Source organism: Mesorhizobium sp. M0618, assembly GCF_040320765.1.
In the GTDB taxonomy this organism is placed as follows: Bacteria; Pseudomonadota; Alphaproteobacteria; order Rhizobiales; family Rhizobiaceae; genus Mesorhizobium.
In genome coordinates, this window is record NZ_JAMYQH010000004.1 from 161,449 (window position 1) to 183,946 (window position 22,498).

Below are 22,498 nucleotides of genomic sequence, written 5' to 3' on the forward strand. Positions count from 1 at the left end.
TGTACGGAATTGGGCGGTTTGTCCATTCTTGTCCAAACGAGGGACATCGCGGTGTGATGTTGCGGAAATGTCACTGGCGACTGGTGCTCCTCATCCAGGCGCCGGGCGTCAATCCGACAATAGACTTGAACACACGCGTCAGATGCGCCTGGTCGAAAAAACCCGTTGCCTCGGCGATGTCGCCGAGTGAAGCGGCGTCACGCGCCATCATCGCCTTGGCCCTGTCGACCCGCGCCTGCATCTGCCAACGATGCGGCGGCACGCCCGTCGCCGCCTTGAAGGCATGACTCATCGCGGTTTCGGACAGGCCGGTCAGCGCGGCGAGATCGGCAAGCCGGATCCTGTCCAGGCAATGCGCGTCGATGTAGTCGGTGACGAGGCGCAGCTTGCGGCGCGACAGCGGCGACCGCCGCCTAAGGTTATCAGGCCGGTTGATCTGGAACAGGCTTGCGAACAAGGCATTGAGCAGACCCTCGCCATAGAGATCATGCAGGGGCCGGTCGCTGCCGCATTCGGCGGCGATCAGGCCGGCAAGCATGGCGATCCGGTCGTCGCGAAACTGGAAGCGCGACATCCGCAAGGCCTCGAGGTCAAGGCTGCGGCCGAAGCGGCGCGTCAGCACTGCGGCGTCGAAATGCAGGTCGAGATGCCGGATCCGCCGAAGCCCCTCGACCCGGCCGCGGATCGGCACGTGGGCCGGTATGTAGGCCATGGAAAAAGCCTGGTCGTGGCGGCGCAATTCGCCCTTGGCGTCTTCGACGAAGAACGCGCCATCGCCATCCACATCGAGCGCGACGAACAGCCGGGGGTCGGGAGAGACGTAATAGCCTTCGGCCTTGTCACCGCATGAGACATCCCAGAGGTCGGCGACCACGCCGTCCCAGACATGCCATTTCAGGTCGCCAATGACTGAAAAGCCCTCAATCCGGCTTTCCATGCGCGCAACGAAGGTCAAGTCCTGTGATCCCAGCCATAATACATGATAAAAACCATCATGTTTATGCCCGGTTAGCGACCCCACCGCAAGTGCTTTGCGGCTGCTCGAAAATCGGCCGGAACCAATGCCGCTGGGGCAATCGGGCCTCAAACACTTTCGAGGTATGTCTCGATTTCGAAATCGCTGACATTGAGCGCGAACGTGTTCAATTCCTGGCGTTTGCAGGCAACGAAGGAGTCGCGCAGGATGGCTGGAAAAATCTCCGCCACATGCGTCCCGCTCTCGAAGGCGGCGATCGCCGACGCCCAGTCCGGCGGCAGCTTTGCCGGCGGAAGTCCCTGGCCGTCGGTGCCGATCGGATCGCCTGGCGATATTTGTCTTTCAATGCCCGTCAGTGCGGCGCCCAATATGGCCGCTAGCACCAGATAGGGATTGGCGTCGGCTCCCGAAACGCGATGCTCGATGCGGCGCGCACCGGTTGGCCCGCCGGGAATGCGGATCGCGACCATACGGTTCTCATAACCCCAGGCGACTGCGGTCGGCGCATAGGATCTCGGGCGCAGCCTGCGGTAGGAGTTGAAGTGCGGCGCGAACACCAGCGTGCTTTCGGCCATTGCCGCAAGCAGGCCGCCGACCGCATGGCGCATGGTCTCAGAACCCTGGTCGGTGCCGTCATCGAAGACGTTGCGCCCTTCGCCGTCGATCAGGCTGAAATGAACGTGAAAGCCGTTGCCGGCCCGGTCGCCATAGGGCTTGGCCATGAAACAGGCGGCAAAGCCGTGCTTGCGGGCAATGCCCTTCACGGTGCGCTTGAACAGCACCGCATCGTCAGCCGCCCGCAAGGCGTCCGCGACATGGTTCAGATTGATCTCGAACTGACCGACGCCGTTCTCGGCGATGGCGGTGTCGACGGGAATGCCTTGCGTCCGGCAGGCCTCGTAGACGTCATGGATGAAGGATTCGAAGTCGTCGATCTCGTCGATCGACAGCGCCGCGTCGGAATCGAGGCGGCGTCCGGTTACCGGCGAGACCGGTCCGACCGGCCGCTGCGACTGCGGATCGACGAGGTAGAATTCGAGTTCCGTTGCCGCGACCGGAGTCAGGCCCAAGGCCTTGTAGCGATCGAGGATGCGGGCCAGCGCCCGTCGCGGGTCGCCGAGATAAGGCGCGCCGCTTTCGTCGGCGAGCCAGAGCGGGACAAGCGCCGTCGGATGCGCCGTCCAGGCCACCGGCAGAATGCCGCGCCCCGTCCACTGGCACAGTCCGTCGGCATCGCCGGTCGAGAATACCAGTGTGTTGCCTTCGATGTCCTCGCCCCAGACATCGAGCCCGATCAGCGAAAAAGGCATGCGCAGCTTGCCTTCCAGCGCCTTTCTTGCCTGCTCGACGGGAATGCGCTTGCCGCGCATGATGCCGTTGAGGTCGCACACCGCGGCTCTCAGGCTCTGGATGTCGGTCCTGCTATCAAGCCAGTTCAAAACGTCCGCAATTGCATCGCTCAATTTATGACCTCTGGTTTTCGAAGGTGCCGCAACCTGACCGGCTGCACTGTCCCTGATAAAAATAGCTTGTGAGTTTTAGGAAAACAGACTTGGCTGTCGCCAAGCGCTTTTCCTTATTTTTTCAAGTCACTAGCCGGGATGTCGGGAGGCATTTCAAAACCAATTGCGCGATCTGCGATCGCAACATAGAGGCAAGAGGCCGGAAAGCCAAGTGGCGTCGCCCGAATCCGCACAAACGCGACGCGCATCAGTTTCTCGCCTTCGGAAATCTCGCCTGCTGCAGTATGTGCGAGGCCCCTTCGTCGATGTCGCGCAAGATGGCGGCGCGGGCGCGCTCGCCATCCTGGGCCTCGATCGCAGCGACGACTTCCTCGTGAAAGTCGATGTCGAGGATGGAGGCGAGGTTATCCTCGAAACCCATGGCAAGGTTCCTGAGGAAAGGGCCGACCTGCATCCATACGGTTTCGATCAGGAAGATCATCTGCTCGTTGCCGCAATGGCGATAGATCGAGAATTTGAAGTCGTGGTTCTTGCGCAGGTAATCATCGATATCGCCTTTGCGGGCCGCCAAAGTCAGGTCGGTGGCGTGGCGTCGGATGGTGCGCAGATTGTTGCCGTTGATGCGTTTTGTCGCCAGTTCGGTCGCCGAGCCTTCGAGGATAGTCCGCACAGCGGTCAATTGCGAAAACCGGTCGGCCGATATTGCCGGCACTTCGACGCTGCCGTTCGGCATCGGGCTGAGCGCCCGCAGCGCTTGCAGCCGCATGAAGGCGCTGCGCACCGGCATGTCGCTGGTGCCGAGTTCCCTTGCGAGTTTTCGCGACGTCAGCTTCTGGCCCGGCGTGAACTGGCCGGACATCAGCGCCCGCACAAGCTCCAGATAGACTTTTTCATGCAAGGGAACGGTGTCGACGGCGGTCAACCCGAATTGTGTTTTGTCGGCCATTGGCGGGGCGCTGCTTCATCGGTTCAGAAATCTGTGCGGCCGGCTGGTTTCGCCGCTGGGGATTCTGCGTGGCCGAGCCCGGCGAGAACGCCGAAGTCAGCGACTTATCAAGAACATGATAGACGCTTCGATCGTTGCGCGGCAAGCCGACGCCTCGCACCAAGGCCGACGGCTTGATTGTCAGGCATATGGCGTCTCTGCCACGCTGTGCAAAACGGTCATCACAAATCTTGACCTCGCATGCACTTGCACCTCTGGCCGCTGTCTGGCTTTTTGGGCTACCCATCGCAACGGAGTGATTCGCATCATGCCACTCGATTGCAAGGTTTCAAGGCAGTCTGCGGGTGGGTCGTGAAGCGCGCGCAATTGGCGAAGGAGACACAGGCATGGCCGAGTTCAAGAAGCCCGAAATCTCCGAGATGAGACCCAAGATCACCGTGATCGGCGTTGGTGGCGGCGGTGGCAATGCCGTCAACAACATGATCGCGGAGCAGCTTCAGGGCACTGAATTCATCGCCGCCAACACCGACGCCCAGGCGCTGACCATGTCGAAGGCGTCCAGGCTGATCCAGCTTGGCGCGCACGTCACCGAAGGATTAGGCGCCGGATCGCTTCCCGAGATCGGCCGCGCCGCGGCCGAGGAATCGCTCGACGAGATCATGGACCATCTGGCCGGCACGCATATGTGTTTCGTCACCGCCGGAATGGGCGGCGGCACGGGAACCGGTGCGGCTCCAATCATCGCCCAGGCGGCACGCAAGGCCGGCATCCTGACGGTGGGTGTCGTCACCAAGCCGTTCGCCTTTGAAGGCCGGCGCCGCATGCAGATGGCCGAAGAGGGCATCGAGCGGCTGCGCGAGAGCGCCGACACGGTGATCGTCATCCCGAACCAGAACCTGTTTCGGATCGCCGATGCCAAGACCACCTTCGCCGATGCGTTCGTGATTGCCGACCGGGTGCTCTATGCCGGCGTCAGCTGCATCACCGATCTCATCGTCAAGGAAGGCCTGATCAATCTCGACTTCGCCGATGTCAAATCGGTGATGCGCGACATGGGCCGTGCCATGATGGGCACCGGCGAGGCCTCCGGCGAGGGTCGGGCGATGAAGGCGGCGGAAGCCGCGATCGCCAACCCGTTGCTCGACGAAGTGTCGATGAAAGGCGCCAAGGGCGTGCTGGTCTCGATATCGGGCGGCAGGGACATGACCCTGTTCGAGGTCGACGAGGCCGCCACCCGCATCCGCGAAGAGGTCTACGAGGATGCCGACATCATCGTTGGAGCCATCTTCGACAAGGGCATGGAAGGCCGCTTCAGGGTCTCGGTGGTGGCGACGGGTCTCGACCGTGCGTTTGGTGTGGAGGATGCCGAAGCCGGCATCGCCCGCGACCACGCCGGTCAGCCGGCGCGGACGCTTCAATAAGTCATATCGCGCGTTTATCCTCGCCAAGAGATAATTTCTCGGGGGAGACATCGCTGAATAGCAATTGCATTGCCGACGGATCAGATTGACTGGCGCAACTATTGTGTTCAGCTGTATCGATCTCGGTACCGCTGCTGCTACAAGAATCGGTCATGGACGGTCATCTATACTGGCTACCCGTATCGTTCGAGCGACGAGAGGCGCGGCTTGGAATTCGACTTGAAAACCATCGAAGCGCTTGCGCCCGATCAGGCGTCGTTGAGCGCCGCTTCCAGGTTGACCAGGCAATCGAACTGGCCACGGCTCGAAAAGAGCGATCAACTGGGGCTCCTCTGGGGGGAATGCCAGGGTTCCGGCTCCAATCCCTACCGTGTGGTCGTCGACACCGGCGACCATGGCTACAAATGCACCTGTCCGTCGCGGAAATTTCCCTGCAAGCACACTTTGGCGCTGATGTGGATTGCAGCCACCACGCCGGCCAGTTTTACCGCCGCAGGCTCGACCCCGGAATGGGTGAATGATTGGCTCGGCCGCCGCAGGAAGGCCTCGCCGCAGCCGGCGGCGCCAGCGCCCGGTGCGGGAGGCAAGAGCATTGGCGAGGCCTCGCGCGACGACGAAAGCGCAGACATCGAGGACGCCGCTGCGGTCGAGCGCCGCGAGGCAGCGCAGCGCAAGCGGACGCTGGATACGCAATCCGCGGTGTCGGCGGCGTTGGATGAGCTGGATCAATGGATCGCTGACCAGTTGCGGCTTGGCCTGGCCGGTTTTGTCGACAACAGCAGTGACCGTTGCCGCCGGATTGCGGCACGGCTGGTCGACATGAAGGCGACAGCGCTTGCCGGCCGCATCGACGAGATTCCGTCACGGCTGATGGGGCTGCGCAGCGAGGAGCGCCCGGACGCGGCGATCCGCGAACTCGGCAAGCTTGTGCTGGTGGCCAAGGCCTGGCGATCGACACCAGGCGACGCCGAACTGAGGCGGCTCGTATCGACGTCCGAAAGCCGTGAGCAGGTTCTGGCCAATCCCGATGCCAAACAGGTCGAAAGCGTCTGGGAGGTGCTTGGCGAGAAGATCGAGTCGCGCCGTGACGGTCTCGTCAGCCATTCGACCTGGCTCCTCGACCTGAAGAGCGCGAGCCCGCAATTTGCTCTCTTGCTCGACTATTTTCCGGCCTCGGCCGGTCGCCGGTCGAACGCCTTCACACCGGGCGACCGGTTCGATGCCAGGCTGGTCTTTCACCCGGCACGCCAGCCGCTGCGGGCCTTGGTGGCGGACCGCAAGGGCGACGTCCCGACAGGTGAGTGGCCCGATTTCGGCTTTCACACAGCCGATCCGCTCGCGGCGCATGCTGCTCACCAGAACACAGCCCCTTGGCTCACCGATTGTCCTGTCATGCTGCCGCCCGGCGCGATCCTGCTGGACGATCGGGGTGCCGCCTGGTGGCAAGCCGCCGGCGATCCGCATGGTATCGCCTTGCCGATTGCCGACACCGTCAATCCAACGCTGCTTGGGCTGGACCTTATGGCAACGGCAGCACTTTGGAATGGCACCCGGCTTGACCTGCTGGCGGCGCAAAGCGGTTTCGGGAGGCTTGACCTGTCGTGAACGAGATCGAGCAGACCGGCCTGGCGGCCATGCGCGACTGCTGGATCACCGGCGGGACCACCTTCGACCTGGCTCCGGGCGCGTGGAAGGAGATCGCCGGCGGTGCCAGCCCCGACGAGCGCGAACGCCGGCTGCTGGCGATCGCCGCACAAGCTCTCGACATCGCCTTGCGGCCAGCCGCGCCAACGACGCTGAAACGCCGCCCGCAATTGCCCGAACTCGCCTTGCCGATGCTGCCGGAACGGCTGCGGCCGCTATTGCGAGCCGCGCTAAAGCATGCCGCCGACACAAGAAGCAAGTCGCGTGTGGTCACGCTCGTCTCCAGCCGCGGCTTCGTGCTGCATCCGATGGACTGGATGCCAGCCGCGTCGGATCAGAGCAGTCCGGACGTCTATGCACCCTGGATCGACTGGCAGGCAGGCGCGGACGGCGAAAAACCTGCAAGCCAGGAGCATCTGACGGTGGAAAACTGGGATGACTTCTATCCCGCCGCACGCCGCACCGCGCTCGCCGATATGCGCCGCACCGCACCGGCTTCGGCTAGGCAGCTGATCGAAACCAAGGCATCCGGCGAGCCGGCGGAGATCAGGATTGCACTCGTCGACCTGTTGCGCTTCGGCCTGGGCGCTGATGACGTGCCGTTCCTGAAGAGCCTCTCCGCCGATCGTTCCGGCAAGCTGCGCGAGCTCGCTGGCCGGTTGCTGGCAAGATTGGGAGAGCACGGCTCGCCAGGCGATGGCGGGCCGGAAGATCCGACGGCCGAACTCGCTGCCTTCATCGCGGAAGGCAAATCCGGCTTCATCCGCCGCCGCACCACCTACACGCCGGCAAAACTCAAATCGCCGGCGCAGGAAAGACGTCGCGCCGAACTGTTCGAGACCTGCAACCTGGTCGACCTCGCCACGCGCTTCGGCACCACCGAATCCGAGTTTATCGAGGCGTGGCAATTCGGCGCTGAGAACAATGCCGATATCCTTGTTGCCCGAATGGTCGCCGCGTCGGGCAGCGACGCCGCGGTGACGCACATGGCGGATATGCTTGTCGCCGAAGGTGGCAAGCCCTCACTCTTCGTCCTCCACCTCATGGCGCGTCTGGACAGCCGCAGGAAGCGCGTCCTGGTCAGGTCGATCCTGAAGGACACGCAACATCTCGGCGCGATCAATCTGGCCGAGGGCCTCGAAGCAAGCTGGCTGGAATGGGCCGACCTGACAAACGGCCAGACGCTCCCGGCGCTTCGCTCCGCTGTTGCAGGAAACGATGACGCTGTGAAGCGAGGCGTCGACCAGCTCCTGGAAACTATGGGCTTTCTCGCCACGGCGGCGACGGCGGAGAAATTGATCGGAGACGTCGTTGCGGCCGGTATGGCGCCGGCAGCGCCATCACTCGGTCTTCTGCGCCTCAACGCAGCGCTGGCCGAACCTTAACCGACACATGATCAATCCGGAGAATAGCTAATGAACGCAGCCATCCGTCTTCCGGTCGAGCAGGCCTATGCCGCCGAATTGCAGGCGCTCTCGCGCAATGACGAGCGGCAAAGGCCTGCCGGATGGAGCCTTTCGCCAAAGGCGGTCCTTACCTACCTGCTCGGCGGAAAGGCTGACGACGGGACAGTGATAACGCCCAAATATGTCGGCCGGCGCCGGCTGATGGAAACCGCGGTGGCGACGCTCGCCACCGATCGCGCTGTTGCTGCTGGGTGTCCCCGGCACGGCCAAATCCTGGGTGTCGGAACATCTCGCCGCCGCCATCATGGGCGATTCGACCCTGATCGTGCAGTGCACGGCTGGTACCGACGAGAACCAGATCCGCTATGGCTGGAACTACGCACAGCTTCTGGCAAAGGGCCCAAGCCAGGACGCGCTGGTGCCGACGCCGCTCTACCGCGCCATGCAGGACGGCAAGCTTTGCCGCCTCGAGGAGCTGACGCGCATGGGCTCCGACGTGCAGGACACGCTGATCACCGTGCTGTCCGAAAAGATGATGCCGATCCCGGAACTCAACACCTCGATCTACGCGCAGCGCGGCTTCAACATCATCGCCACCGCCAACAACCGCGACAAGGGCGTCAACGAGCTGTCCTCGGCGTTGAAGCGCCGCTTTAACGTCGTCGTACTGCCCTTGCCCGAAGACATGGCGGAGGAAGTGGCGATCGTCTCCAAGCGGGTCGGCGAGATGGCCGGCGGTCTTGACCTGCCGGTGCCGAAGAATGTCGGTGAGGAGATCGCGCGCGTGCTGACCATTTTTCGCGAGTTGCGCTCCGGCGCTACAGCCGACGGCAAGGTGACGTTGAAGACGCCGTCCGGTTCGCTGTCCACGGCCGAAGCCATTGCCACCATGGTCGGCGGCCTCAGCCAGGCGGCCTGGTTCGACAGCGGCAAGCTCGGCGCCGAAGGTCTTGCCGCCAGCCTCGTCGGTGCGATCGTGAAGGATCCGGTGCAGGACAAACTGGTGCTGGAGGAGTATCTGGAAACCGTGCTCAAGAAGCGGCCAGACTATGCCGGCTACTACGCGGCCTTGAACGCGGCGATCTGACGCCATGGCGCTTAGCGACGTTTCCTATTTCGGCATACGCCATCACGGGCCAGGCTCCGCCGACAGCCTGGTGCAGGCGTTGCAGGAGTTGAAACCGGTCGCCGTTCTGATCGAAGGACCGGCCGACGCCAGCCCGCTGCTGCCGTTGCTGGCCCACCCCGAAATGCAGCCGCCGGTGGCGCTGCTCTGCTATCCCGAAGACGATCCGGCCTCGACAAGCTTCTGGCCCTTCGCCGAATTCTCGCCGGAGTACCAGGCGACGCTCTGGGCCGTCACCAACAATGCGGCAGTGCGCTTCATCGATTTGCCGTCTTCAGCCCGCACTGCGCCGATTGAGGCCGTGGGGGAAACCGATAGCGATGGAACGGAAGCCAACGTCGAGGCTGACTTGGCGCCGCATCTGCGGGACCCGATCGGAACGCTGGCACAAGCTGCCGGCTATGAAGATGGCGAAAGCTGGTGGGCTGATATCATCGAGCAGAACCCTGAGCCCGGCCCGATCTTCGCGGCAATAGCCGACGCGATGACGACGTTGCGCGAAGGCGAAGGCCCGCTTGCCGAATTCGAGGCAAAGCGCGAAGCGCATATGCGACTTGAAATCGCCGCCGCGCGAAAGGAATTCGATGGGCCGATCGCTATCGTTTGCGGTGCCTTCCATGTGCCGGCACTGCAGGCGACGCGACCGCTGAAGGAGGACCAGGCGCTACTCAAGGGGCTCGCCCGCCGCAAAAGCATGATGACCTGGGTGCCGTGGACGGGGCCGCGCCTGGCGCTGGGCTTCGGTTATGGCGCCGGCGTTGTCGCGCCCGGCTGGTGCAAGCATCTGTGGCAGACGCGCGGGCAAGGCGACTCCTCGGTCCTGTGGCTGGCGAAGATCGCGGCGGTCCTGAGGGCCAAGGGGCACATGGTCTCGACCGCCTCGCTGATCGAAGCCGAACGGCTGGCCCGCACGCTGGCTGTGATCCGTGAACGGCCAAAGCCCGGTTTCGAGGAATTGCGTGACGCCGCGATCGCCGCCCTGTTCAACGGGGAAGCGCTGCTGTGGGCGCTGGTCGAAGCCGAATTGCTGCTGGGCGCCGATGTCGGTGAGATTCCGCCCGACACGCCGCTGGCGCCGCTGATCGAGGACCTGCAGCGCAACCAGAAAGCAGCACGGCTGAAGGCCGAGGCGCTGGAGCGCGAATTGTCGGTCGATCTGCGCAGCGAGAGCGGGCTGTTTCGGTCGACCTTGCTGCACCGGCTGTCCGTGCTTGGCGTGCATTGGGGCAAGCTGACCGACAGCGGCCGCAGCCGCGGCACCTTTCGCGAGCGCTGGATGCTGTCGTGGGAACCTGAATATGCCGTTCGACTGGTCGAGAACCTGGTCTACGGACCAACCATCGAAAAGGCGGCCAATGGCCGGCTGATCCAGATGATCGGCGCGGCGACGTCTCTTGATGCGATGGCCGCACTGGTCCAGGGCGCCATCACGGCAAACCTGTCGGAAGCGTCGATCGCCGGTCTCGCGGCATTGGAGGAACGGGCGGCGCGCAGCAGCGAATGCCTGGAAATCCTGACATCGGTGCCGCCGCTCGCCGACATCATCCGCTACGGCGAGGCTCGCAAGACGGAAACCGCCCGTCTGTCCGGCCTCCTGGAGCGGCTGATCGTCGAAGGCGGGATCGCACTTGCCTATGCCGCCCGCGACCTCGATGCCCAGGCATCCACGACGCTGGTCGGCGCCATGCGCAAGGCCGACGAAGCGATCAGTCTGGTCGAGCCTGAACAGGACGTGCTGGACATCTGGCGCAATGGACTGGCTGCGGTGCTCGATGGATCGCGCTCGACGGCGCTGGTGGCAGGCTGTGCCGCGCATCTGCTCTACGAAGCCGGCCATTTGTCAGCCGACGCGGCAACCGGTCTGATCGCACGACGTCTGTCTCCAGGAACGCCGGTCACCGAGGCTGCAGGGTTCTTCGAGGGTTTCTTCAGCACTGCCGGCCAACGGCTGATCTACGACGAGGGCCTGCGCGGTGCGGTGGATGCCTGGCTCGCATCCCTCGACGAAGAGGCCTTCATTGCTCATCTGCCGTTGCTGCGCCGGGTCTTTTCGCATCTGGACTCGATGGAGCGGCGACGGTTGATCGAAGCGGTGCTCGGCCGCACCGCACGGCTGCCTGCCGGACTGACGCCGACTCCGGATGGCGGCGAAGCGTGGCGCCGGCACCTGGAACGGCTTGGACCCCTGCTGATGAGCGAGGCCGGCAATGGATGACGAGGCCGAAATCAGCGAGCCAATCCAAGCCGGCGACGGACGGGAGCGCCGCTGGCGCATGGCGATCGGTGCCGATGAGGAAACCTCGTCAGCGCTGTCCGACACCGACAAGCGGCTTTCCGCGGCGCTCGATGCGCTTTACGGCGATGGTGCCGGCGATGCGGCTGCCGATCCGCGCAAGCGGCGCGGCGGCCTCGGCCGCTCGGCGCCAAGGGTGGCACAGTGGATGGGCGATATCAGGTCGTTCTTTCCCGCACAGGTCGTCCAGATCGTCCAGAAGGATGCCTTCGAACGGCTCAACCTGAAGCAGATGCTGATGGAGCCGGAATTCCTCAAAGCGATCGAGGCCGACGTCAATCTCGTCGCCGACCTGATTTCGCTCCGCTCGGTCATGCCGGCCAAGACCAAGGACATTGCGCGCACGATCATCGCCGATATCGTTGCCAAGCTGATGCAACGGCTGGAACAGAAGACAGCCGAGGCGATACGCGGCGCGGTCGACCGATCGCAGCGCACCAACCGCCCACGCCAGCGCGACATCGACTGGCCGCGTACGATCTCAGCCAACCTTCGCCATTACCAGCCCGAGCACAAGACCATCGTGCCGGAGAAGCTGGTCGGCTTCATGCGCAAACAGCGAAGGCTGGTCGACCTGGATGAGGTGGTGCTGTGCGTCGACCAGTCGGGCTCTATGGCAAGCTCGGTAATCTACGCCTCGATATTCGCGGCGGTGATGGCCTCCCTGCCGGTGGTGCGGACCAAGCTTGTCTGCTTCGACACGGCAATCGTCGATCTGACCGAGGAGCTTAGCGATCCTGTCGAAGTCCTGTTCGGCGTGCAGCTGGGCGGCGGCACCGACATCAACCAAGCCGTGGCCTATTGCGCGGACCGCATCGAACGGCCGACCAAGTCGCATATGGTGCTGATCACTGACCTTTATGAGGGCGGCAACGGGCAGGAATTGCTGCAGCGGCTTGCTGCACTCGTTCGCTCCGGCGTCAACGTCGTGGTGCTCCTGGCGCTGACCGACCAGGGCAGGCCGGGTTATGACCCGAAGATGGCAGGCTCGGTGGCCGCCCTCGGCATTCCGGTCTTTGCCTGCACGCCGGATCTGTTTCCAGACATGATGGCGGCGGCATTGCGTCGGGAAGATATCGGCGCATGGGCGGCTGGCGCAGATATCAAGCTGGTTCGTGCCGAGGCCGAGACTCCGGAGTAAAACAGCCGTCGCCAGAGCTGCCAGGTTGCTTCTGGCAGCTCTGGGATAAATCGCTGGAACTCAGCCGAACTTCGGGTCGAGGCTGCCCGACTTATAGCGCTTGGCCATTTCGGCGACCGGCAGCGGCTTGATCTTCTGCGCGTTGCCGGCGGTGCCGAACTGTTCGAAGCGCTCCTTGCAGAGCTTGCGCATGGCGGCCATGGCCGGTGTCAAATATTTGCGCGGATCGAACTCGCTCGGGTTCTCGGTCAGCACCTTGCGGATCGCGCCGGTCAGCGCCATGCGGTTGTCGGTGTCGATGTTGATCTTGCGCACGCCGTGCTTGATGCCGCGCTGGATTTCCTCGACCGGCACGCCCCAGGTCGGCTTCATCTGGCCGCCATACTTGTTGATGATCTCCTGCAAGTCCTCGGGCACAGAGGACGAGCCGTGCATGACCAGGTGCATATTGGGCAGGCGGCGATGGATCTCCTCGATGACGTTCATGGCCAGCACCGCGCCGTCGGGCTTGCGCGAGAATTTGTAGGCACCATGGCTGGTGCCCATGGCAACCGCCAGCGCATCGACATGGGTGTCCTTGACGAACTCGACCGCTTGTTCGGGATCGGTCAAAAGCTGGTCGTGGCTGATCGCGCCTTCGACGCCGTGGCCGTCTTCCTGCTCGCCGCCGCCGCTCTCCAGCGAGCCGAGCACGCCAATCTCGCCTTCCACGGACACGCCGCCCCAATGCGCCATGTCGACGACGCGCTTGGTGATGCCGGAATTGTAGGCGTAGTCGGCCGGCGTCTTGCCGTCTTCCTTCAGCGACCCGTCCATCATGACCGAGGTGAAGCCGTACTGGATAGCGGTGACGCAGGTGGCTTCGTTGTTGCCATGGTCGAGATGCATGCAGACCGGAATGTCGGGGTGGATTTCGACCAGCGCGTCGATCAGCTTGGCCAGCACCACGTCATTGGCATAGGCGCGGGCGCCGCGGCTTGCCTGCAGGATGACCGGTGACTTGGTCTCCTCGGCGGCCTCCATGATGGCAAGGCCCTGTTCCATGTTGTTCATGTTGAAAGCGGGCACGCCGTAGCCGTATTCGGCAGCGTGGTCGAGCAATTGTCTCAGTGTTATGCGAGCCACCCAATAGTCTCCCGTATCTGGTTTCAAGCGCAACGTCGCGGGCCGGCCGGTTGCCGGTCGGCCCTTGATGCTTCTGGCGGGATTTCAACGGAACCGCAACCTTCAGAGCTCTTCTCGATCGCAATTCTTGTTGCAGGGTTGAAATCCGGCCGTTTTGGTGACTTAAGCCGCGATCAACTCCCGCGCCGCCAGGAGTTGCACGCAGGCGTTCGCCGCTTCCTTGCCCTTGACCGTGAAGTGCTCGAAGAAGAAGCGGTGGTGCTCGGCGCTGTCATGGTAGTTGAGCGGCGTGAGAACCGCCGACAGCACCGGTACACCGGTCGACAGCTGCACGTTCATCATGCCGTCGATCACCGCGCTGGCGACGAACTCATGCCGGTAGATGCCGCCATTGACGACGAAGGCGGTACCGAGGATTGCGGCATAGCGGCCGGTTCCGGCCAGGGTCTTGGCATGCAGCGGAATCTCATAGGCGCCCGGCACGTCGAAGACATCGACGGTGAAGCGCTCGCCTCCGATGTTAGCCAGTTCCGCCTCGAAGGCCTGTACGCACTGGTCGACGATATCGGCATGCCAGCGCGCCCTGATAACGGCGATGCGGGTCGTTTCATAGTCTTTGTGGGAATGCTGATTCATGGGTCCATCCTTCCGTTTCGAACCAGAATCAGGACGCACGATACGCAATCCGGCCCGCCGGGGCGGTCCGTTTTGCGTTTCGTTCTCTTCCATCCGGACTGTAACCGTCGGCTCCGGAATCACACCGGATCTGCTGACCCCTCCGACCATCGGAGGGCGCTCGCGGGCTTGGGTAAAACCCTTACCGCCGGTGGGGACTTTCACCCCGCCCTGAGAACATTAACGGCTTTGTATGAAAGGGCAGGGCGCTGCTGTCAACCGTGGGAAGGTTGGGCCAAGCACGTCGACTACCGCGTGCGCCACGCCGCCGCCGATGCGGCGATCAGCATGAGCAGCGCTGCAACCATCGCGCAGGCAGCAAAGCCGAAGTTGGAATAAAGCGGCCCGAAGCTGGTGGTGCCGACGAAAACCGCCAGATAGGTCACCGCGCTGTTCAGGCCCATGATCGTGCCGCGCCGCGACGGATCGAGTGCAGACAGGCGCATCACCAGGACATTCAGGCCGAAATGATTGGCCAGTCCCCAGATTGCCACCATGGTCAAGGTCAGCCCGAAACTGCCGCTTGCCGCAGCCATGGCGACGTAGACGACGGCGACCAGAAGATAGGCGAATGGCATGACGCGCCGCGCACCCAGTCTGTCGATGACGCCGTCAAGAAGAGCAGCGGTGCCGAAGCCTACACCATAGGCAAGCGCCGCCAGCCCATTGGCGCTAACCGGCTGTCCAAGCCCGACATGAAGATGGTCGCCGAGATAGCCATAGACGCCGTAGAACGAAGTCATGAAGGCCGCGCACGCGACCAGCAGCGGCAGGATTCCGGGAATGCCGAGCGCTTCCAGCGGGGCGGGCGCCGGTCCGGCCTTCCTGATGTCGCTAAGCGACGTCACTGTCAGCCCCATCCATGCAAGGGTCGCAAGCACCGCGACCGCTGCGAAAACGGCGCGCCAATGCACAAGATCGGCAAGCACGGCCGACAGCGAGACGCCGGCGACCATGCTGAGCGTCCATCCGGTCAGCACGACGCCGATCGTGCCGCTCTCCCTGCCCGGTGGGGCGATGGCCGCCGCGCTGGCATAGATCGCGGGCATGGCGATGCCGGCAGCGATGCCGGCCAGCAGCTGTGCGGAGACCAGCATGATCACCGTGGGTGCGGCGGCACTCGCCACCAGCGCTAGTGCCAGCAGCAACAGTGCGCCCTGCAGCATCCGGCGTGCGCCGAGCCGGTCGATGTAGCGGGCCAGGAACAGGGCGCTGGCCGAGGTGCCGAGGCCGAACGCGGCCGCCGCAATCATCACGGCAGGCACGCTGGTTCTGAACGACGAGGCGACAGCCGGTGCGATCGGACCCAGCACTAGCGAGTTCGAACCGATGACGGCGATGCAGCCCGTCAAGAGATAGGCAAGCGCCGGGATCGGGGCTCGGGCAGTCAATGGCGCAACTTGATCAATGTTCGACATATCAGCATAATGGCCGTATTCTATTCAGTGGAGAACCAGGAATTTCGCCATGGATGAAGAAACAGATGGTATTCCGCAGAACAAGGCTACGGCCCGCGACCTCGACGCGATTGACCGAAGAATATTAGGCGTCCTGGTCGATGACGCCACGATCAGCTACGCCGAACTCGGCGATCGCGTCGGCTTGTCGCCACCCGCAGCGCATGAGCGGGTCAAACGGCTCCGTCGCAGCGGCGCCATCCGCAACACGGTCGCCATCATCGATCCCCGGGCGGTGAAAAAGCCTTTGCTTGCCTTTGTCCATATCGACACCAGGGGCTGGGGAAAGACGCCGGAACTGATGGCGGTCTCGCAATATCCCGAGGTCGAGGAGATCCATACCGTCGCCGGCGATACCTGCATGCTGCTGAAGGTCCGCACGGAAGACACCAGAGCACTCGAAGGCCTTCTGGCGCGCCTGTACGAAACGCCGGGCGTCACCTCGACGCGCAGCTATGTGGTTTTATCGACCTATCTGGAGCGGCCGGTGCAGCCGGGCATTACCGAGACATGGCCGACGCCGAAGCATATGGCCGAGCCTCTGTACTAGGGACGTGGCTACGCCCGCTCGGGGAACATCGCCTTCAATCCCTCGCGCGATGCCTTGGCAACGCCGCGCTCGGTGATCAGGCCGGTGACCAGCCGCGCCGGCGTCACGTCGAAGGCCGGGTTGGCCGCAGGCGTCGTCTCCGGCGAAATGCGCACCTGGGCAATCTCGCCGGCAGCGGTCTTGCCCCAGACCAGCGAGACCTCGTCGGCCGAGCGCTGCTCGATCGGGATCTCGGCCAGTCCGTCATGCACCGTCCAGTCGATGGTCGGCGACGGCAGCGCGACATAGAACGGCACATCATTGTCGGCGGCGGCGAGTGCCTTCAGATAGGTGCCGATCTTGTTGCAGACATCGCCGTCGGCCGTGGTGCGGTCGGTGCCGACGATGACCATGTCGATCTCGCCGCGCTGCATCAGATGGCCGCCGGCATTGTCGACGATCAGCGTGTGCGGCACGCCGTGGCCGGCCATCTCCCAGGCGGTCAGCTGGGCGCCCTGGTTGCGCGGCCGTGTCTCGTCGACATAGACGTGGACCGGAATGCCGGCCTCCGTGGCCAGATAGATCGGCGCGGTCGCCGTGCCGTAATCGACTGTCGCCAGCCAGCCGGCATTGCAGTGGGTCAGGATGTTGACCGGCTCGCCCTTCTGCTTGCGCGCAGCGATCGCCTTGATGATGGCGAGACCGTTCTCGCCGATGGCGCGGTTGAGGCCGACATCCTCGTCGGCGATCTCACTGGCCCGCCGATAGGCGGCTGCCGCGCGTTGTTCGGGAGGCAAAGGCCGCAGGAAGCGCCGCATCTCGTCCAGCGCCCAGCGCAGATTGATCGCCGTGGGCCGCGTCTCGTGCAGGGTCTCCCACACGGCGTCGAGCGCTGCATCCGACGGATCGTCGGCCATCTGCATGGCGACGCCGTAGGCAGCGGTGACGCCGATCAGCGGCGCGCCGCGTACCCACATATCGCGGATGGCGGTGGCGATGCCGTCGACCGTGCCGATCGTTTCGATGCGGAAATCATGCGGCAGCCAGCGCTGGTCGATGATCTCGACCGAACGGCCGTCGTCGCTCAGCCAGATGGTGCGATAGTGGCGGTCGCCGACGTTCAAAGGCTGCTCTCCTGTTCGATCAGCGCGGCCAGTTGGTTGACCTCGTCGATGCTGTGGATCTGGCGCCGGTTGACGGCGAGGTGACGGCCGAATTTCAGCGCCTTTGCCTCACAACTGGCGCGCAAATCCTCATCGGCAATGGTCTCGAAATCGGCATTGTGGGCGAGGCCGAGGATGCGCCTGTGCACCTCGATGCCGGCAAAGCCGAGCAAATCGGTCCACATCTGGTGCAGAACATGGTCGAGCGCCTGCTCGGCACCGAGCCTGTCGCCCTGATCCTCGAACAGGCTCCTCTGGTAGAGCATGCCGGTGCGTTCGGTCCGCCATAGATGCGAGAACTCGGCGCGGAACACCGCCCAGGTCTCGGTCGTCACCCCGAGCAGATAGGCGCGCATGGCGTCGCGCTTTCCCTCCTGCTCGTGGCCGCGCTGCGAGAAGAAGGACATCCAGAAATTGGCGAGCAGCATGCCGACATCGAAGGCCATCGGGCCGTAGAAGGCAAACTCCGGATCGATCATCCGGGTTTCGGTGTCGGTGACCATGATCGAGCCGGAATGCAGATCGCCATGCAGCAGCGTTTCGGCATTGGCGGCGAAGATGTGCTTCAGCCGCTGCGCCTCGACCTTCAGGTCACGGTCGGCGCGCAGTTCGGCGACCAGGCTGTCGAGCTGCGGCGAGGTGTGCCGGTTCATCTTGGCGTCGAAATAGGGGTCGGAAAACACCAGGCTTTCGGTGATGTCGCAGAGCTCGACATTGTCGGCGAACAGCGCCAGATCGGCCTTGCGGTCCTTGGCGGCCATGTGCAGGTCGGAGCCGCGAAACAGCGTGCGGGCCATGAACAGGCCGATGTCCCGGGCAATGTTCGGCAGCTGGCGGCCGTCGATCAGGGCGCGGCGCAGGATGATGTGCGGCGGCGCAAGATATTCCATGATGATCAGCGCCTGGCCTTCATCGAAATAATGGATCGCCGGCACCGAGCCTGGCGCGCGCGCCTCTTGCCTGGTCAGCGCGTGATATTCGAAGAAGGAGCGCTTCAACGGCAGCGGCCAGCTGTCGCCGACCAGGCGAACATAGGGCAGGGCCTGCTTGACGACGGCTGCACCATTGGCGCCCTCGGCGATGAACACCAGGTTGAGATTACCGTCGCCGACCTCGCGGACCTTCCAGGCGCCAGTGTCCTTGCCGATCTTCGCGCACAGCGCCTCGTTGCCGCCAAGGCGTGCAGCCAGGGTTTCGACCGATAGTGCTTCGAACCGCAATTTTTCAGTCATCGTCATCCTCCCGCTTATGCGCTCCGAACATAACGGACGCATGGCGGCTGGGCCAAGCTAGGAAGCGATCTGGCAATTGTCAATCGTGTTGACAATTGCCGATGCAGCCCATAGCGTCATGTCAGGGAGGAACGCATGGTCGGTAATGCCGTGTTCCGCGTAGAGGGACTGAGGAAATCCTTTGGCCATAACGAGGTGCTAGGCGGCGTCTCGGTCGAATTGCATGCCGGCGAAGTCACCGTGCTGATGGGCGCCAACGGCGCCGGCAAATCCACCCTCGTCAAGATCATCTCCGGTGTCTACGAACGCGGCGGCGGCACGATGGCGCTCGCCGACCAGGATTTCGCACCGAAAACCCCTGCCGAAGCGATCCGCGCCGGCGTCGTCACCGTGCACCAGAATATCAACGACGGTGTCGTCGCCGATCTCGACGTCGCCACCAACCTGACCCTCGACCGACTGAGCGGCAGCGGTGCGCCGACCCTGTTCAATCCAATGCGCGTGCGGCGGGAGGCCAAGGCGGTTGCCGAGCGCATGGGGCTGACCATCGATTTGAAGGCGCGGGTGAGCGATCTTTCGCTGGCCGATCGTCAGATGGTGGCGATTGCCCGCGCCCTGGCGCACCAGCCGAAAGTGCTGATCCTCGATGAGCCGACCTCATCGCTCTCCAGCGCCGAGGCTGATCGGCTGTTTGCGCTGATCGACAGGCTGCGCGAGCAGGGCGTGGCGATCCTCTACATCTCGCATCGCATGTCGGACATCAGGCGGTTGGCTGATCGCATCATCTCGATGCGAGACGGGATCATCTCGGGCATTTTCGACAAGAAACCGCTCGACTATGAGGGCGCGGTCAATGCCATGCTCGGCCGCAAGATCCATCTCGACCAGATCGTCGTCAGGAATTCGGCCAAGGCCGTCCTCAAGATAGAAGGTCTGCGCATTGCACACGGCGCTCGGCCGATTTCGCTGACGCTCGGCGACGGCGAGGTCGTTGCCATCACCGGCCTCGTCGGCGTCGGCAAGACGGCGCTTGCCGAGACGCTGTTTGGCGTGCGCCAGCCGCTCGCCGGTACAATGACGCTGAACGGCAGGCCTTATGCGCCTGAAACAGCCGGCGAGGCGATCGCCGCCGGCGTGTTCCTCGTCGCCAAGGACCGCGGCGAGAACGGCATCGTCCAAAGCTTCAACATCCAGGAAAATATCAGCCTGCCGTTTCACAAGCGCATGTCGCGCTTCGGCATCCTGAGGCGCCGCCTCGAACGCACCACGGCACGCCGGCAGATCGAGGAGCTGAGCATCGTCTGCCGTTCCGAGAAGGACGAAATGTCGGAGCTGTCCGGCGGCAACCAGCAGAAGGTGATGGTCGCCCGCTGGATGGCGCAGGAGGCAAGACTGTTCATTCTGGATGAGCCGTTTCAGGGCGTCGATATCTCGGCCCGGCGCGACATTGCCGCCAAGCTCAGGGCCAGTGCAAACGGCCGCGCCACGCTGCTGTTCGTCACCGAGCTCGATGAGGCGCTGGAGACCGCCGATCGCATCTTGGTGATGTCGGAGCAGACCATCGTCGGCGAGCACCGCAATGCCGATGTCGATCTCGACCGTCTGTTGGCCGAGGTCGCCGGCGGACCGCTGCACAGTGCCGCCTGAGGAGCGCGGGCGATAGGAATTGGAATGGAGAGAGCATGGGTTCGGATTGGGTAAAGACGGCAGCAGCGCGCGGGAGCGCCGAATGACATTGCGCGACCACGCCATCCGCTACGGCTTCATCGTGCTCTTGTTCGGGCTCGTCGCTTATTTCTCGATCGCCGCCGACGGTTTCGTTTCGCCGCAAAGTGCCGTTTTCATCTTTCAGTCGGTCGCCATCACCGGCGTGCTGGCGCTCGGCGTCACCGCCACGCTGGTCGTCGGCGGCTTTGATCTGTCGATCGGCTCGGTCGCCACGTCAGCCATGATGGCGGCCGCCTATGTCATGGTGGTGCTGGAGCAGAACGCCCTTGTCGCGGTCGTCGTCTGCCTGCTCATCGGCGCCATTGTCGGCCTGATCAATGGCTGGCTGATCGTCTACATGCGCGTGCCCGATCTGCTGGCGACGCTCGGCATGATGTTCCTGCTGGTCGGCCTGCAGCGCATTCCGACAGAAGGCCGCTCGATCGCCACCGGCATGACCATGCCGGACGGTTCGGTCGCCAACGGCAAATTCTCCGACGCCTTCCTGGCGCTCGGCCGCCACCGCTTCGACTTCTTCATCCCCAACCTCATTCCGGTGTCGGTAGTCGTGCTGCTCGTGCTCGCCGTGCTGATCTGGTTCTTTCTCGAATACACCCGCTTCGGGCGCATGATGTATGCCGTAGGCAGCAATGAGCGCGCCGCCGAACTCGCCGGTGCGCCTGTCAAGGCATACAAGATCTGGGCCTACGTTATTTCAGGAGTTTTTGCCTCGATCGGCGGTATTTTGCTCGCTGCCCGGCTTGGACGCGGCGACATCGCCTCGGGTAATAATCTGCTACTCGATGCGGTCGCCGCGGCACTGATCGGCTACGCGGTGCTAGGTGCCGCCAAGCCGAACGCCTTCGGCACTGCCATCGGTGCGCTGTTCGTCGGCATCTTGCTGCAAGGCCTGACGATGATGAACGCGCCTTACTACACGCAGGATTTCGTCAAGGGCGTGGTTCTGGTCGTCGCCCTTGTCTTCACCTTTGCGCTTTCGGGCAGGGGCAGGAGGTAGCTTTCGACCGGAACAGGATTTTCGAGTTCAACAAGAGTGGAGGAAAACAAAGTGAGCATTACAAGAAGACTTCTGGGGAAGGTGGCGCTCGGATTGGCCGGCGCAACCATGCTGATGCAGGTCCCGGCTTTTGCCGCGGACAAGCCGGCGCCTTTCGACAAGCCCGGCGTCAAGATCGCGCTGGTGCGTTATCTCTCGACCGGTGACTTCTTCCAGGCCTATCTCTCGGGCGTCGAGGCACAGTCGAAGGCGCTCGGCATCGACCTGCGCGTCCTCGACAGCCGCCAGGATGCCGCCCTTCAGTCCGACATGGTCGATCAGGCCATCGCGCTCGGCGTGCAGGGCATCATCATCCAGCACGGCCTGACGGAATCGATGAAGGACGCCGCGCAGCGTGCGGTCGACGCCGGCATCAAGGTTGTGGCTTTCGACGTCAATGTCGAAAACCCTAAGATCCCGCAGGTCGAACAGTCCGACCGCGATTTGGCCCGCCTCGCGCTCGAACAGGCAGTCAAGGACAATGGCGAGAGCTGGAATGCCGGCTATGTCTACGTCGCCGGCATCGCGCCGCTCGACCGCCGCAACGAGACCTGGGTCGACGTGAAGAAGAAGTATGCCGGCATCAAGGAAGTCGCGATGTTCGGCACGCTCGACAATCCGATCGCCAACTCCGTCGCCAACCAGGCGCGCTCGGTGCTGTCGGCCCACCCCGACATCAAGGTGATGTTCGCTCCCTATGACGAATTCGCCAAGGGCGTGAAGATCGCTGTCGACGAAGCCGGCCTCAACAAGGGCATCAAGATCTATTCGGCTGACATCTCGACATCCGATATATCAGCAATGCGCGAGCCCGACAGCGCCTGGGCCGCCACCGCCGCCACCAACCCGGCCGTCGTCGGCCAGGTCTCGGTGCGCGCGCTGGCACAGCTGCTGGCCGGTGAAGATCCCGGTCACAACGTCGTCGTGCCGCCGACGCTGATCACCCAGAAGGACCTCATCGACAAGGACATCAAGAACATGGAAGACCTGTCGGCCAAGCTGCCGCAGTTCGCCCATGCCGATGTCGCGATGCCGGCCTGGATGCCGAACCCGAACGCGAAGTAAGTTTCGCTGTCGAAGGCCGCCTGCAGCCGGTTGCTGCAGGCGGCCTTTTGCCGAATATTCGCAGCCGGCTCG

17 protein-coding genes, 1 pseudogene and 1 riboswitch are annotated in these 22,498 nt (G+C 63.5%); of the genes and pseudogenes, 10 read left to right on the plus strand and 8 right to left on the minus strand.

Annotated features, from left to right (window positions below; all coding sequences use genetic code 11):
- Positions 1 to 70 precede the first annotated feature (70 nt).
- From NKJ04_RS06600 to NKJ04_RS06610, 3 genes are all read right to left on the minus strand, one after another.
- The gene (locus NKJ04_RS06600; RefSeq protein WP_352674030.1) at positions 71 to 955 is read right to left on the minus strand and encodes a helix-turn-helix domain-containing protein; all 885 of its coding nucleotides are present in this window, start codon (positions 953 to 955) and stop codon (positions 71 to 73) included.
- Positions 956 to 1,083: 128 nt separating this feature from the next.
- Positions 1,084 to 2,439, minus strand: a complete 1,356-nt coding sequence (locus tag NKJ04_RS06605) for a glutamine synthetase family protein (RefSeq protein ID WP_127268594.1) — start codon at positions 2,437 to 2,439, stop codon at positions 1,084 to 1,086.
- A gap of 247 nt (positions 2,440 to 2,686) precedes the next feature.
- Entirely contained in the window at positions 2,687 to 3,385 is a 699-nt protein-coding gene (locus NKJ04_RS06610) for a GntR family transcriptional regulator (RefSeq protein WP_352674031.1), read from the minus strand.
- Positions 3,386 to 3,771: 386 nt separating this feature from the next.
- On the opposite strand from NKJ04_RS06610, the gene ftsZ reads away from it, so the two are divergent.
- The 6 genes and pseudogenes from ftsZ (at position 3,772) to NKJ04_RS06640 (ending at position 12,416) form a co-directional block, all read left to right on the plus strand.
- Positions 3,772 to 4,806 (plus strand): cell division protein FtsZ, encoded by a 1,035-nt coding sequence (ftsZ, locus tag NKJ04_RS06615; protein ID WP_127291102.1) that lies wholly within the window; start codon positions 3,772 to 3,774, stop codon positions 4,804 to 4,806.
- A 219-nt stretch (positions 4,807 to 5,025) separates the two neighbouring features.
- Positions 5,026 to 6,411, plus strand: a complete 1,386-nt coding sequence (locus NKJ04_RS06620) for an SWIM zinc finger family protein (protein WP_352674033.1) — start codon at positions 5,026 to 5,028, stop codon at positions 6,409 to 6,411.
- Positions 6,408 to 7,835: a DUF5691 domain-containing protein gene (locus tag NKJ04_RS06625; RefSeq protein WP_352674034.1), complete on the plus strand. Its 1,428-nt coding sequence runs from the start codon at positions 6,408 to 6,410 to the stop codon at positions 7,833 to 7,835. Before NKJ04_RS06620 ends, NKJ04_RS06625 begins: the two co-directional genes overlap by 4 nt.
- A 30-nt stretch (positions 7,836 to 7,865) precedes the next feature.
- Positions 7,866 to 8,943 (plus strand): annotated as a pseudogene (locus tag NKJ04_RS06630) (ATP-binding protein).
- Positions 8,944 to 8,947: 4 nt separating this feature from the next.
- A complete protein-coding gene (locus NKJ04_RS06635; RefSeq protein WP_352674036.1) occupies positions 8,948 to 11,197 on the plus strand; it encodes a DUF5682 family protein in 2,250 nt (749 codons plus the stop codon).
- Positions 11,190 to 12,416 carry a VWA domain-containing protein gene (locus NKJ04_RS06640; RefSeq protein WP_128302412.1) on the plus strand — a complete coding sequence of 409 codons (1,227 nt, stop codon included), beginning with the start codon at positions 11,190 to 11,192 and terminating at the stop codon, positions 12,414 to 12,416. The genes NKJ04_RS06635 and NKJ04_RS06640 overlap by 8 nt, the downstream gene beginning before the upstream one ends.
- Positions 12,417 to 12,476: 60 nt before the next feature.
- Here NKJ04_RS06640 and fba read toward each other — a convergent pair whose 3' ends face one another.
- The 3 genes from fba to NKJ04_RS06655 all read right to left on the minus strand — a co-directional run bounded on the left by fba (position 12,477) and on the right by NKJ04_RS06655 (position 15,634).
- Positions 12,477 to 13,541, minus strand: coding sequence for a class II fructose-bisphosphate aldolase (gene fba, locus NKJ04_RS06645; RefSeq protein WP_013532928.1), 1,065 nt, complete (start codon positions 13,539 to 13,541; stop codon positions 12,477 to 12,479).
- 162 nt (positions 13,542 to 13,703) lie between these two features.
- A complete protein-coding gene (locus tag NKJ04_RS06650) occupies positions 13,704 to 14,177 on the minus strand; it encodes a 6,7-dimethyl-8-ribityllumazine synthase (protein ID WP_352440047.1) in 474 nt (157 codons plus the stop codon).
- Between the two features lie 77 nt (positions 14,178 to 14,254).
- Positions 14,255 to 14,399: riboswitch (FMN riboswitch) on the minus strand.
- A gap of 65 nt (positions 14,400 to 14,464) precedes the next feature.
- Positions 14,465 to 15,634 (minus strand): MFS transporter, encoded by a 1,170-nt coding sequence (locus tag NKJ04_RS06655; RefSeq protein WP_352440046.1) that lies wholly within the window; start codon positions 15,632 to 15,634, stop codon positions 14,465 to 14,467.
- 49 nt (positions 15,635 to 15,683) lie between these two features.
- Between NKJ04_RS06655 and NKJ04_RS06660 the strand changes: the two genes are divergently transcribed.
- Positions 15,684 to 16,223: an Lrp/AsnC family transcriptional regulator gene (locus tag NKJ04_RS06660; protein ID WP_023808760.1), complete on the plus strand. Its 540-nt coding sequence runs from the start codon at positions 15,684 to 15,686 to the stop codon at positions 16,221 to 16,223.
- Positions 16,224 to 16,231: 8 nt separating this feature from the next.
- Here NKJ04_RS06660 and mtnA read toward each other — a convergent pair whose 3' ends face one another.
- Positions 16,232 to 17,326, minus strand: a complete 1,095-nt coding sequence (gene mtnA, locus NKJ04_RS06665) for an S-methyl-5-thioribose-1-phosphate isomerase (protein WP_352554822.1) — start codon at positions 17,324 to 17,326, stop codon at positions 16,232 to 16,234.
- Positions 17,323 to 18,597, minus strand: coding sequence for an S-methyl-5-thioribose kinase (gene mtnK, locus NKJ04_RS06670; RefSeq protein ID WP_023808758.1), 1,275 nt, complete (start codon positions 18,595 to 18,597; stop codon positions 17,323 to 17,325). The genes mtnA and mtnK overlap by 4 nt, the downstream gene beginning before the upstream one ends.
- 135 nt (positions 18,598 to 18,732) lie before the next feature.
- On the opposite strand from mtnK, the gene NKJ04_RS06675 reads away from it, so the two are divergent.
- From NKJ04_RS06675 to NKJ04_RS06685, 3 genes are all read left to right on the plus strand, one after another.
- The gene (locus NKJ04_RS06675; RefSeq protein WP_352554823.1) at positions 18,733 to 20,244 is read left to right on the plus strand and encodes a sugar ABC transporter ATP-binding protein; all 1,512 of its coding nucleotides are present in this window, start codon (positions 18,733 to 18,735) and stop codon (positions 20,242 to 20,244) included.
- An 82-nt stretch (positions 20,245 to 20,326) separates the two neighbouring features.
- Positions 20,327 to 21,322 carry an ABC transporter permease gene (locus tag NKJ04_RS06680; RefSeq protein WP_023808756.1) on the plus strand — a complete coding sequence of 332 codons (996 nt, stop codon included), beginning with the start codon at positions 20,327 to 20,329 and terminating at the stop codon, positions 21,320 to 21,322.
- A 51-nt stretch (positions 21,323 to 21,373) separates the two neighbouring features.
- Complete coding sequence (locus NKJ04_RS06685; protein ID WP_352554824.1) at positions 21,374 to 22,426, plus strand: substrate-binding domain-containing protein; 1,053 nt, start codon at positions 21,374 to 21,376, stop codon at positions 22,424 to 22,426.
- Positions 22,427 to 22,498: the final 72 nt, after the last annotated feature.

What these genes read in the sequence shown, in the direction of transcription:
- NKJ04_RS06610 (WP_352674031.1), bottom strand. Translation starts at nt 3,385, where the DNA reads ATGGCCGACAAAACACAATTCGGGTTGACCGCCGTCGACACCGTTCCC.
- ftsZ (WP_127291102.1), top strand. Translation starts at nt 3,772, where the DNA reads ATGGCCGAGTTCAAGAAGCCCGAAATCTCCGAGATGAGACCCAAGATC.
- NKJ04_RS06635 (WP_352674036.1), top strand. Translation starts at nt 8,948, where the DNA reads ATGGCGCTTAGCGACGTTTCCTATTTCGGCATACGCCATCACGGGCCA.
- NKJ04_RS06640 (WP_128302412.1), top strand. Translation starts at nt 11,190, where the DNA reads ATGGATGACGAGGCCGAAATCAGCGAGCCAATCCAAGCCGGCGACGGA.
- NKJ04_RS06650 (WP_352440047.1), bottom strand. Translation starts at nt 14,177, where the DNA reads ATGAATCAGCATTCCCACAAAGACTATGAAACGACCCGCATCGCCGTT.
- NKJ04_RS06655 (WP_352440046.1), bottom strand. Translation starts at nt 15,634, where the DNA reads ATGTCGAACATTGATCAAGTTGCGCCATTGACTGCCCGAGCCCCGATC.
- NKJ04_RS06660 (WP_023808760.1), top strand. Translation starts at nt 15,684, where the DNA reads ATGGATGAAGAAACAGATGGTATTCCGCAGAACAAGGCTACGGCCCGC.
- mtnK (WP_023808758.1), bottom strand. Translation starts at nt 18,597, where the DNA reads ATGACTGAAAAATTGCGGTTCGAAGCACTATCGGTCGAAACCCTGGCT.
- NKJ04_RS06675 (WP_352554823.1), top strand. Translation starts at nt 18,733, where the DNA reads ATGGTCGGTAATGCCGTGTTCCGCGTAGAGGGACTGAGGAAATCCTTT.
- NKJ04_RS06680 (WP_023808756.1), top strand. Translation starts at nt 20,327, where the DNA reads ATGACATTGCGCGACCACGCCATCCGCTACGGCTTCATCGTGCTCTTG.